The following is a 12,572-nucleotide window of genomic DNA, read 5'->3' as shown; positions in this document are numbered from 1 at the left end:
TGTAAGCTATTTCTCCTGTGTATTCATTAATCAGCAATATGATAAATACTTCGTACAGTAATATTTTCGCGGAATTGATCAGCAGACAGATTTTTATCTAAACTATCCTTTAAAACAGTGATTTGTCGAACATCTCCACTAGATAGGTCAAAATAATTATCACTGAATTTTGCCTCTACATCCGCAGACAATTCTATATATTTTGTGAAATTATTTGCTTTTACTGCTACCTCAAAGCTATCACCTTGATCCTTAACATCAATTGATAGTTTCGGATCTAGGAACTCAAAGTGTTTAGGTTTAGTAAATAAAACGGTAGTAGAACTATAGATACTGTCATTAAGATACATTGTACATTCTAAATATGTATCTCTCATTCTTTCTTCAGTAAGAATATCAGTAAAGTCTAATTCTTTACATTTTTTTGCTGACAAGGGATCCACTATAGTAGAAAGACTTCCTTCTACAATAACTTCTGAATTGTTTGAACAAAGCTTCCATTTAACTTCCCCATTAACTTGTTTAAATGTATCATTTGTTACATGAATAGCAGCACATTTGCCTTCTTCTTCAACTGAAAGTAGAATTGGTGCATAGAATTTTTTAGTGAAATAATGCAGGGCTTTCCAACGCCCATAATAATCAATACTAGACCAAGAAGCAACCGGCCAACAATCATTTAACTGCCAATAAAGTGAACCCATACAACGACCACGGTTTCTCCTCCAATGTTCGACACCATACTTTATCGCCTCAGCCTGTAACAATTGGGAAGTATAGACAAGTGAATCAAAATCTTTTGGATATAAAAAATTCTCAGATAAGTAATATAAAATTTTACCATTGGCATCTTCGTTTTTTTGATGCTTTTCCATTATTCTTGAGAATATATTACGATCCTTAGGTTCTGTATACGACTCAATTGTCTTTAAAGCCGGAAAGGATTGAAATCCAAATTCCGAACAAAATCTAAAATAGAAATTGCGATAATCAGTAAAAGGTTTTTGACCATGCCATACATCCCAATAATGTACATCTCCGACATCTGGATTCCTTGGATCAACAAATCCACCTTCAGATGATGGAGATGAAGACCAGTAGAAAGTTTTTGGATCATGCTCTTTTACAATTTCGGGTAGATAATTTTCAAAAAGTTTTATATAGTCTTCTCTTAATTTACGCTCTTTAGGCCAACCCCAATTCTCCCACGCTTCTTCCACCTCATTATTTCCACACCAGATACCTAAACTTGCGTGGTGTCGAATACGTTTAACATTATCTATTGCCTCTTGGTATACTGTTGCTTCAAAATTTTCTGTTAATTCATAAATACTACAGGCAAACATAAAGTCTTGCCATACAATTAACCCATAGGCATCACATAAATCATAGAAGTAATCATCTGGATAATATCCACCACCCCAAACGCGAATCATATTAAAATTTGCTTCGACACAATCGTGAATCAAAACTTCTGTTCGTTCCTTTGAAGTTCGCGCTAAAATATTATCCTCTGGAATATAATTCGCGCCCATCATAAATAAGGCGTGTCCATTAACAACAAATTCGAATGATTTTCCCCACTCATCAGGTTCATTCTTCACTTCAATCGTACGTAGACCTATTTTATAGACTTTTTCATCGGACACTTCTCCACCAACTAGTGACTCTACATCAACCTGGTACAAAGCCTGATCACCGTATCCGTTTGGCCACCAAAGCTTTGGATTTGATACTGTAAAGGAAATGAATTGATTGCCTTCTACAGATGTAACTTTTTTAGTGTTTATTTCACCACTTGGACTAGTTAGTTTTACATGAAGATGACTGTCAACATCAGCTAGTTGACTAACTTCCACTCTTACATTAACTTCCACTTGATCATCCGTATGAACTTGCGTAATATGCACATTATCAATTCTTCCAGAATCCCACGATAAGACTGAAATATCTCGCCAAATTCCAAGATCAGGAATTTTAGGTCCCCAATCCCAACCATACATACTATGAGCTTTTCGGATATGTGGATATCCTTCTACAGCATGGTTAACCCCGACAAGTGGGCGTTTATTTTGTTTTTCAGTAATGTATTTAATCGGTGAATAGAACCTTATTAAAATTTCATTTCTTCCTTTTATCGCATAGGGTTTTATATCTATTTCATAGAGTCGATGCATATTATCTGTGTTTGCGATCACATGTCCATTAAGCTTTACTTCAGCTATAGTATCCAGTCCAACGCATTTTAATAATAGATTCTGACGGTTTAAAAATTGGTCATTTAAATCGAATGTTCGTGTAAAATAATAATCCTTTAATGCTATTTCATAAGCTTGATCTTCATTATCACGATAAAACGGATCATCAATCAATCCATTATTTAATAAGTCATTCATTACAGATCCCGGAACACTAGCTTCGATCCATTCTGTTCCATTTACATCTTTCATCTTCCAAAAACCATTTAAACTAATTTCATTCATTTTGCACCTCAATAATATGTTATTTTATTTAAAAAAACATTCTATTTAATAGAATGCTTTTTTGAAATAGATTGATAAAAGCCTTTAATTATTTTTTCACTTGGCTTTCCAAAAACAGCATAATCGCGATTCTTACTAGCATTAACTTCTGGATAAAGTAACGTCTGCCAATCCCAAAGTCCAAAACCACAAACCCAATCTCTTTTCTTCGTTTCTTCAAACATTTCCTTGTAATACAATTGTTGCTCCTTGAGGTTAACATCACCCTGAAGTGACCAATCATTAGGAATATTCGCTGAACCCGTTCGACTCGGACAACCTGCCTCAGCAAAAAAGAAAGGTTTATCAAATGATTTAACAATTAGTTCGATACGATTCAATTGGTTATTCCAATCCCCAATCGGATAATAGCCACTTGATGAAATAACATCAACTGCATCCCACCATTTCACATTTCCCTCTTGGTACTTATCTGTATTGTAAGTGATTAACCCTTTATAAACCGCACGAACCGAATTAATTAACGCACGCCATTCTCGTTCTCTACGCTCAGTTTGAACCATCTCACAACCTATAATAAGCATTTCACAATTCATACGTGCTGCGATCTCAGCATAATGAAGTTGATAATTTGTATAACTTTCAAACCATTGGTGCCATTTCGGTTCACATGGAACATCGATATCAAAAAAGTTAATATGAGCTCTCCACGTTCCATCCGACGGGTTTACTGTTGGTTTAATCATTACTTTTAAACCTAAATTCTTCGCGTATTCAATCATATCGATTAGCTCTTCATCGCTAACCATATGATCACCCCTATATTTCACCTCTGTTGAAAACGCCGTATCTTGTTCAGCAGCCAAAGCAATAATCACATACTCGGATGCTGTTCTTTCTTTTAATAATTTAAGTGATTCCTTTGCTTCTTTTTTTAGAAAATCACCTCTATTAGCACCCCATCCAAAAGTAAATCCTTTAATATATTCCACGTTATCCCCCTCTAAACCGTACAGGTAAACAATTCTAGGTTTACCTTTCTCATTTGTTTTATTATAATGTACCAATTTCCTTATCGTACGCTACTTCCTCATGTGTTTCTTTAACATAATTAACAATTTCATCTACTGTTGTGTATGCAACTCCTACATATGTGTCTGCAGCACCGTAGTATATAGAAATTCTACCTGTGTCCGCATCTTGTAATGTTGCACAAGGAAAAATTACGTTTGCCACAAAACCTCTTTCTTCATACCATTTTTCAGGGGTAAGAATAAGATTTTTTGAACGATATAGTACTTTAGAAGGCTCATTCAAATCTAAAATCACAGCACCCATACTATATACGAACCCATTACATGTACCAGTTACACCATGATAAAACATTAACCAACCTTCTGACGTTTCAATCGGTGCAGGACCGCCACCAATTTTCACATTTTGCCACCAGCCATCCCCACCCTTACTCATAACATGACGATGTTTACCCCAATATACCAAATCTGGACTCTCACTTAAGAAGATATCACCAAACGGTGTATGGCCACTATCACTAGGACGTGATAACATTACGAAATTATTATTAATCTTTCTTGGAAAAAGAACACCATTACGGTTAAAAGGTAAAAATGGATTTTCTATACGGACAAATGACTTAAAGTCTTTTGTTTTAGCCATACCTATTGCAGCTCCGTAAAAGTCTGTGCACCAAATAATATAATAAGTATCTTCTATTTTAACTAAACGGGGATCATACGCATAAAGTGGATTAAAAGAATTCCCTTTCTCATCTTTAAAATCAAGAGGTGTTGGGTCAATGTTCCAGTTAAGCGCATCTTCACTCCATCCCATACTTAGATGTGGTCGACCATTAATTGTTTCTGCACGAAATACACCGACAAACTTATCTTCATACGGTGCTACCGCACTATTAAATATCCTGGCAACTCCTTTAACAGGATTACGATCAATAACAGGATTTTCTGAATGTCTCCAAACCGGGAAATTCGTTCCTTCCGGTTTATCTTGCCATGGTATATTTGATAAAGATTCTCCAATTATTTTTACTTGTGTCATAATTTAATACCCCTCTCTTTATACTGCATCCTTCTAATTGAACTACTGACTAACTTTTAGCAACACTAAATAGTTTACGTTATTTGACAGATCCATTTGTAAAGCCGTTGTAAATATATTTTTGTAACACAAGAAATGCAATCAGCGTTGGAATAATAGCTATCATTATCCCTGCAGAAATAACTTCCCATTCAGACCCATATGGTCCTTTAAATTTAAATAACGCGGTTGATATCACTTGCAGATCAGTCTTCGGCATGTACAGAAACGGTGTATAGAAATCATTATAAACATTTACACCTTTTACAATTATTACAGTAACGATTGCGGGTTTTAATAACGGTAAAATAATCGACCGATATATCCTAAAGTATGACGCACCATCTAACATTGCAGATTCATCTAGAGATACTGATATAGACTGCATGAATTGCAAGAAGATATATACAGCTATTATGTCAGTGCCTAAGTACAGTACAATTGCTGCCCACATGGTGTTAAATAAGCCAAGCCCCTGTACAATTTGGAATGTCGCTACTTGTGTCGTAACACCCGGAATCAAAGTTGCCAACAAGAATGCACCTAAAATAAATTTACTTGCTTTAAACTTAAATCGATCTAAAACAAAAGCAACCATCGATCCGATTAACGTAGTACCTATGATCGAAACACCTAAGATAATGATTGTATTTTTAAAACCGGTTAACATATTACCTTCTGTAAACGCTCGTGAAAAGTTAGAAAAGTTAAGCCAATCACTAGGAGGAGTTAACGGCCCTGTATTACCGTATTCAGTGCCTGTTTTAAATGAAGCAAAAAACACTACAACGATCGGCAGTAAAGCGATAAAAGCCCCCAGTAATAGAGATGCGTATTTAAATGTATTTCCTAATGTAATCTTAGATTTTTTCATTTTTAATCCTCCTCACTGAAGAACTTTCTTTGAATTACTGTCACAATAACTACGATAATCAACAAGATAACTGCCATCGCTGAACCTAAACCAACTTTTCCATATTTAAATGCTGTATCAACTGTTTGAATAACAAACGTAGCACTTCCATTTGAACCACCTGTCATAATATAAGGGATTTCAAATGCACTTAACGCACCACTAATCGCTAATATCAAGTTAAGTGACACAATCATTTTAATACTCGGGAGAATAATATATCTAAATTGATGCCATTTACTAGCACCATCGATTTCAGCAGCTTCATAGATCTCTTTAGAAATGGAAGATATAGCACCTAAGAAAATAATGAAATTAAAACCCATGTATCTCCAAATAGAAGTTCCAGCTAACGAGATATTAATAATGTCTGGATTCCCTAGCCATAACAAGTCTGTCTGCAATCCCAAGAATTGCAGCACTATATCTAGTGCTCCATCTGGTCTAAAGAACAACACGAACATAAAACCAATTGCCACACCATTCAATAAATAAGGAAAGAACAGTAATCCTTTAAATAAATTTTTGAACTTTACGCTAAAACTTAATATCGTTGCAAAATATAGTGCAATTGCCATCTGTACAAATGTTCCAGCAAAATAATACAAACTGACCGCAAAAACTCTAAAATACTCTGGATCAGTAAATACAGTTATATAATTTTCAAAACCAACTAAATTCTTTTCACTATAACCGTTCCAGTCCGTGAAACTATACCAGAACATATTAGCTACTGGTAAGAAAGAAAAAGTCACTAATAATGTCATAGGAACTAATAAAAACGCAATGATAATAAAGGTCCGTTGCCTTTTATATGAAAGGTTAGAAAATTTAAACATGTGTTGCACCCCCTCAGCATAATTAAATGAACGGCAAAAGAAAGTATAGCTATACTCTCCTTTGCCTTCACTTTATAGTTTAATTATCGGCTGTAATTTTTTCGTGAGCCTCTTTCCAATCTTCATTCCAGTCATTCATAACATCTTCATAACTCATGTCTCTGTTACCAATCGCCGCTTCAATAAGAATCTTCTTATTAGGTTCTAACCATAAACCTACTTCTGCTTCTTTATCTATTTCATCTAACAATCCTTCCTTTCCTTCAGGGGAAGGTGTCAACGTTGCGAATTCCCAACCTAATTCTTCGCCTGCTGCCAATGCTTCTGGAAGTGGAATATCAAGATTAGCACTCATTCCGCCAGCTTGTTCTACTGAGTATCCGGATTCATTAATGAACCAGTCAACCCAAGCGTGTGCGGCTTCTTTGTTTTCACTATTTTTATTAATTGAAATATTCAAATCTGCTCCCAGTGACATGAGGGTTGTATCAGCATTATTTGGGTAAGGCATAATTGCTATATCATCCGGATTATCTCCAGCTCCTGCAATTTGCTCAAGCGCCCACGATCCTAATACCATTGTTGCAACCTCACCATTATTCATCATAATTTTAGAAGCTTCCCAGTCAGTTGTAAGAGGATCTTCTTCAATTAGACCTTTTTCTGCAATATCATACATCAATTTATAATGCTCATAATGCGGATCACCAGCATCAAACGGTGTTGGATCTTCTAACATATCAACATTATAGTAGTCAACATCTCCAACAGTAGTTGTTAGAGCACCTTCCCACTGCGTCAAAGGCCAACCAGCTGCATAGTTTGTATACATTGGAATAGCATCAGTATTATCTTTTACTTTTTGCAATGCATCAATAAATTCCTCTTGTGTTTCTGGAACATTTTCGACTCCAGCTTCTTCAAAAACTGCTTTATTATACATAATACCTGTGTAAGTCATAGCAATTGGTATACCATATACTTGACCATCCACTGCTCTTTCTTCAACACCTAAGTACTGATCTTCCATTTCTTCTAAGGTACCAAGCGGCTCAAAGAAATTAGGGATATCTTCGATCGGTACTTGAATCGGAAGATACTGCACATCACCATAATCTTCAGTATTCATACGTGGCATAATTTCCCCACCGTAATCAGTTAGAGCTTCGAAATTAACATCTACGTTTGGATAAATCTCGTTGAATTGATCTTTGTAATCTTGATAAACTGTATCGACTATATCTGTTCGATGTGTAATTACCGTAAGTTCCCCATCAATTTCCTCAGGAGCAACTTCTCCTACATCCCCATCATTCTCACTTGATGTTTCGTCTGAATCAGATGAACACCCAGCAATAATCATAGCTATCACTAAAAGGCTTGTTAACAACATTAAAAGTTTTTTATTCATTTCTTTTAACCCTCCCTGTAATTTTAGGTTAACGATTAAGTTAACTGTAACTTAATGATATAATGAAAACGTTTACTAGTCAATAAGATTTTTAGTTTATAGAAGATTTTTTGTCTTTTAACTACTATAACTCTATTAAAACGACCATAAACTAAGCTATTATTGTCTTATAAACTTATACTTTAACCATTAAGTTAATGTTATCATGTAAGCACTTACAAGTCTATATGTTTTAAGTTATTATTAACTTAACAAGAGATTGACGTTTTTATTGAAAACTATTTTAGAAATTACACCGTAATACAATGACTGATCATACAATAAAACTAATAATTTGAAAATTAGAGCAAAAAACAAGCAAAATCCTCATTTTCAGATAGGGATTTTGCTTGTTTTTTTAATAGTATTATTGTTTTTTACAAAAGCTGAATTACCCGCTCTAGTTGAAAAACTTATAAGTCGGGAATAGCCATCTAGTTAGTTGTTCATTACATTAGGTTGTATAGTTGTTTGTACTAGAAATTTAGATGCTAAACTTAAAATAAATGGCCCGAAGAAAACAAAGAATACGAGATTCCAATATGCAGCTAGGTAAAGCAACACAATAACAAACGCTAATAATAATGAGCGTATTATATTTTTAACTACAGCAACAAACCCAAGAATGAATGCTTCCTTAAACGTAAGTTGTTTTATCACTAGATAATTAACACAATATATAAGGGTCACAGCAGTCAAGAAAAGTAAATAAAGTACGACAATTGTTACAATAACCGATATATCATTATCAATTTTATTCATATAGAAAAGTATCACATAACTAAATATCATGACAGATGTAAACAAAAAGGATGGTAATCTATGCTGTTTATACATGTGAAAGTATTTCCTATACTTCACTTTTACAGACTCTTCTTCATCACCCACTATAATATAATTAATTGTTAAGAATAATGCTGAAAGTGCTGGAATCATACTATATAAAAAGAAACCTCTCAGCAAGTAGATCCAGAAATAAAAACTTAATTGAAATAATTTATATAAGGTTTGAGAAAGAGCATACATTTTATCGGTCATGTTAAATTCACCTTCTTAAATATAATTAAATGATATGAATAGTGATACGTTAGAGCAGAATCATACATAACTATTTCTTCGCCATCTTAAAAAAACAAGGTAATATTATTTACCTTGTTTTTTTAATAAATTATTGACCGAACAGAATCTCTGTAAATAATTTCACCTTTTACCGATACTCTTCCAAAAGTTGCTTCTGGATTCTCCATTTTAGCACATATTGCTTTAACAGCATTTTTAGCCATCTCTGCGATATCAACTTCAACCGTAGTTAATTTAGGCGAAGTAATAGTGGCGTAAATATCATTATCAAATCCTACAATTGAACAATCTTCAGGCACCTTATACCCTTTTCTAATTAATTGGTTAATTAATAAATGAGCTACCTGGTCACAATTACACACAAATGCTGTAGGGAGTTTTTCAGGAAGTTCCATTTCATCATAAACGATGCCATGTTCATCACGGTCATTGATTATATAATTTTCATTTAGCTTAATCCTATGTTCCAACAAAGATTTATAATAACCCAAGTACCTATCTTGGATACTACTTGTTGAAAATAAATTACCTACATAGCCAATTTCTTTATGCCCACTATTGACTAGGTAGTTCGTAATTTCATAAGCACCATAAAAATTATCAGAGATAACGGCATCCACATCACTGTTTTCATCATAAAAATCCAATAAAACAATTGGCATATTTATTTTTTGCATCGTTTCTACGTATTCTCTGTTTGTTTGACCAAGTAAAATAAAACCGTCTACTCTTCTTTCTTGGTAAACTCTTGGTAAACTTAATTTTTTTTCATCTTCTTCAGGTAAAATGTGTAATATCCCATAATAACCATTCTCTTCAAGGATCGTTGCAATGTATTGATAGACTTTTAAATAAAAGGATTGCGTTACTCCTGTAAAACGTTCAGGTATAATGACTCCTATATTATAGGATACACCATCTTTCATGGATTTCGCCATCGTATTATATCTATAACCCATCTCTTCTGCAAGATTCTTAATCTTATTTTTCAGTTCTTCACTTACGCCCTCTTTATTATTTAGCGCCTTTGATACGGTTACACTACTTACATTCAGCTGATCCGCAATGTCACGCATTGTAATATTATTCTTCACTGATGTTCACTCCCTAACATATCTATAACCTTTGAGAACTTTTTTGTTAAGTTAATCAATTCATAATAACATATTACGACACGTATGATCTACAGAATAAACTTAACACCTTCTATTTCTCTTCGTTTAATAATGTCTCATTACGCAAAACTAATTGTTTTCGTTGTGTTGCTGATTCTAGTGATCGATAAGTGTCTTCAGGAGTATTGAATGTATAGTCTATTAATTTATCTACGGTTGTTACAGCTACATGCATACGTGTGTCACTTGATGCGTAATAAATGAATACATCATTTGTTTCATTTACAACAGCACCATTACAGAAAATAACATTAGACACGTCCCCAACTCTTTCATTATCATAAGGAGCAATAAAATGACCACTTGGTAAAGCTATGATTTCTGAAGGATTCTTTAAGCTTGTCGCAAAAGTATAAAGAACATACCGTAATCCTGCGGCTGTATTTCTAACACCATGCCCTATATGAATCCAGCCTTTATCTGTTTTAATTGGTGCAGGACCTTGACCATTTTTTACTTCATAAATTGTGTGATATTTTTTACCATGAATAATTTCTTCAAATTCAATGGTAGGATTTGTTATATCATTCGTTACGCCAAAAGCAATTCCCCCACCAGATCCAGTTGAAATGAACCCATCTTGTGGACGAGTATAAAAGCCATACTTTCCATCAATAAACTCTGGATGTAAAACAACATTGCGTTGTTGCGGAGATGGCGTAACTATATTAGGCAAACGTTCCCAATCGATAAGATCTTTTGTTCTCACTAATCCAGCTTGCGCCACAGCACTTGACGTATCAAATTCACCTGCTTCTGGATCTAGTTTCTCAGAACAGTAAATACCATAAATCCAACCGTCCTCATGTTTAACTAAACGCATATCATAAATATTAGTTTCTTCTTTATCAATGTCATCCCACGTTATAGGTGTGTCAATAAAGCGAAAATTATCCACACCATTATCACTAACCGCAAGGGAAAAAAATGATTTGCGATCTAATCCCTCTGTTCGCACTACTAAATAATATTCTTCATTAAAATAAATAGCTCCAGCATTAAAAGTTGCGTTAATGCCTAGTCTTTCCATAAAATGAGGATTGGTATCTTTATTAAGATCAAATTTCCAATGAAGCGGCACGTGATGACGTGTCACAACAGGATATTGATATCTATCATAAATACCATTATAAAACGCTTTATTTACCTCGTTTTTTCTTGAAAGTAACTTTTCTTGTTGCTCCAATAATTCATAATATTTTTCATGTATCATTATTTTGACATCCTTTCCATATATTCTAGACAAAATCTGCTATTGTGATAAGACGTTTTCCACGGTTCACCGATGTTTCGTTCAGATGGTTTTCCATTATCATCAACAGACCAAAACCATTCACCACCATCACGAGGATCAATAAGGTATTCTTTCATGTACTTCCACAAATTAGCTAGCAACACTTCAAACTTCGGATCATTTGTGCGTTCGAAGGCGTTTAGATAACCAACCATTGCTTCCGCTTGAACCCACCAAACTCTAGTATAATCAGTATGTTCTTTTTCCTGTTCATTGATTAATGAACCATCCGCTTGCACGGCATAATCTGCAATATTGTACGCAATATCCTTTACCATTTGGTGATATTCTAAGTTTTCCAAACCGATTACCTTGATTGTCTCATCCATCAACCAACTAGCTTCAATATCATGACCGAAGGATTTAATATCAAGAATACTTTCCCAATTCTCATTAAAAAACACACCTAAGAATTTAGTCTTCTTATTATAGATTTTTTCATAGTGAACTTTCATTAGACTTTCCAACCTTGCTTTTAGTTTCTCAGAAGGATCTGCTTTATAAAGATTTGTATACGCTTCTAAAATATGAATATGTGTGTTCATTGTAATATTAGCTATAACGCCATTTTCACTTAACATCTCATTAGGAATTTCTTCCCACTCTCTATTAAACTCTTCCATATAAGCATCATTCTTTTTATTAAAACCTTTTTCTTCAACAAGTTGATAGAGTTGATTTGCAAGTTTTAGAGCAGCTTCATTTTTAGTTGCTCGGTAATATTCACTAAGTGCATATATACCAAAAGACTGTGTATACACATGTTTTCGTGCATCTTTGGGATTACCTTGATAATCGACTAACCAGTATAGGCCCTTATGTTCGTGATCAATAACAGACTCAACTAAAAACTCGTAAAGATGATCTGCGTACTCTAAGTATTTCTCATCTTTGGTAACTCTGTAAGCTGCGGAAAAGGTCCAAAGGAACCTCGCTGTAGCAATTCCACCTTTGTCAGCTTTTTTATCAATAGCTAAGTTATAATCAATTTGACCATAAAACCCACCATTTTCTTGATCTTTTAACTTAATCCAAAAAGGTAAGATGCTTTCCGTTAAATGTTTTTCTATTTCAATTCTTGATATATTCACGCTTTCAACAACCTCCTTATCCACACACGATAATTACTTTATCGATAACTTAATTTTACTTATCCCATAACTATTTGTCAATTAATTATTATATAAAAGATCCTGTAGCTTGTTTTGCTACAGGATCTCTCT

General features: G+C 34.1%; 10 protein-coding genes. All 10 read right to left on the bottom strand.

Going from position 1 to position 12,572, the window contains the following annotated elements:
• Positions 1–26: 26 nt before the first annotated feature.
• The 10 genes from D2K60_RS03765 to D2K60_RS03720 all read right to left on the bottom strand — a co-directional run bounded on the left by D2K60_RS03765 (position 27) and on the right by D2K60_RS03720 (position 12,440).
• Positions 27–2,483, bottom strand: coding sequence for a beta-mannosidase (locus D2K60_RS03765; protein WP_117168643.1), 2,457 nt, complete (start codon positions 2,481–2,483; stop codon positions 27–29).
• 41 nt (positions 2,484–2,524) lie between these two features.
• Positions 2,525–3,475, bottom strand: coding sequence for a glycoside hydrolase family 113 (locus D2K60_RS03760; RefSeq protein ID WP_117168642.1), 951 nt, complete (start codon positions 3,473–3,475; stop codon positions 2,525–2,527).
• A 61-nt stretch (positions 3,476–3,536) separates the two neighbouring features.
• Positions 3,537–4,559: a glycoside hydrolase family 130 protein gene (locus tag D2K60_RS03755; RefSeq protein WP_117168641.1), complete on the bottom strand. Its 1,023-nt coding sequence runs from the start codon at positions 4,557–4,559 to the stop codon at positions 3,537–3,539.
• Positions 4,560–4,638: 79 nt separating this feature from the next.
• Positions 4,639–5,472: a carbohydrate ABC transporter permease gene (locus D2K60_RS03750; protein WP_117168640.1), complete on the bottom strand. Its 834-nt coding sequence runs from the start codon at positions 5,470–5,472 to the stop codon at positions 4,639–4,641.
• A 2-nt stretch (positions 5,473–5,474) separates the two neighbouring features.
• Entirely contained in the window at positions 5,475–6,350 is an 876-nt protein-coding gene (locus D2K60_RS03745; protein WP_117168639.1) for a carbohydrate ABC transporter permease, read from the bottom strand.
• A gap of 79 nt (positions 6,351–6,429) precedes the next feature.
• The gene (locus D2K60_RS03740; RefSeq protein ID WP_117168638.1) at positions 6,430–7,761 is read right to left on the bottom strand and encodes an ABC transporter substrate-binding protein; all 1,332 of its coding nucleotides are present in this window, start codon (positions 7,759–7,761) and stop codon (positions 6,430–6,432) included.
• Positions 7,762–8,238: 477 nt separating this feature from the next.
• A complete protein-coding gene (locus tag D2K60_RS03735) occupies positions 8,239–8,838 on the bottom strand; it encodes a YesL family protein (RefSeq protein ID WP_117168637.1) in 600 nt (199 codons plus the stop codon).
• A gap of 122 nt (positions 8,839–8,960) precedes the next feature.
• Entirely contained in the window at positions 8,961–9,974 is a 1,014-nt protein-coding gene (locus D2K60_RS03730; protein ID WP_117168636.1) for a substrate-binding domain-containing protein, read from the bottom strand.
• A 112-nt stretch (positions 9,975–10,086) separates the two neighbouring features.
• The gene (locus D2K60_RS03725; protein ID WP_117168635.1) at positions 10,087–11,268 is read right to left on the bottom strand and encodes a glycoside hydrolase family 130 protein; all 1,182 of its coding nucleotides are present in this window, start codon (positions 11,266–11,268) and stop codon (positions 10,087–10,089) included.
• The gene (locus tag D2K60_RS03720; RefSeq protein WP_420818803.1) at positions 11,268–12,440 is read right to left on the bottom strand and encodes an AGE family epimerase/isomerase; all 1,173 of its coding nucleotides are present in this window, start codon (positions 12,438–12,440) and stop codon (positions 11,268–11,270) included. Before D2K60_RS03720 ends, D2K60_RS03725 begins: the two co-directional genes overlap by 1 nt.
• Between the last annotated feature and the right edge of the window lie 132 nt (positions 12,441–12,572).

This window comes from Paraliobacillus sediminis, assembly GCF_003426055.1.
Note: the sequence above shows the minus strand (reverse complement) of the source record. Positions and strands in the feature narration are given on the sequence as shown.

Bases quoted from the DNA above. Each gene is read 5' to 3' on its own strand.
- D2K60_RS03765 (WP_117168643.1), bottom strand. From the start codon at position 2,483: ATGAATGAAATTAGTTTAAATGGTTTTTGGAAGATGAAAGATGTAAAT.
- D2K60_RS03755 (WP_117168641.1), bottom strand. From the start codon at position 4,559: ATGACACAAGTAAAAATAATTGGAGAATCTTTATCAAATATACCATGG.
- D2K60_RS03750 (WP_117168640.1), bottom strand. From the start codon at position 5,472: ATGAAAAAATCTAAGATTACATTAGGAAATACATTTAAATACGCATCT.
- D2K60_RS03745 (WP_117168639.1), bottom strand. From the start codon at position 6,350: ATGTTTAAATTTTCTAACCTTTCATATAAAAGGCAACGGACCTTTATT.
- D2K60_RS03740 (WP_117168638.1), bottom strand. From the start codon at position 7,761: ATGAATAAAAAACTTTTAATGTTGTTAACAAGCCTTTTAGTGATAGCT.
- D2K60_RS03735 (WP_117168637.1), bottom strand. From the start codon at position 8,838: ATGACCGATAAAATGTATGCTCTTTCTCAAACCTTATATAAATTATTT.
- D2K60_RS03725 (WP_117168635.1), bottom strand. From the start codon at position 11,268: ATGATACATGAAAAATATTATGAATTATTGGAGCAACAAGAAAAGTTA.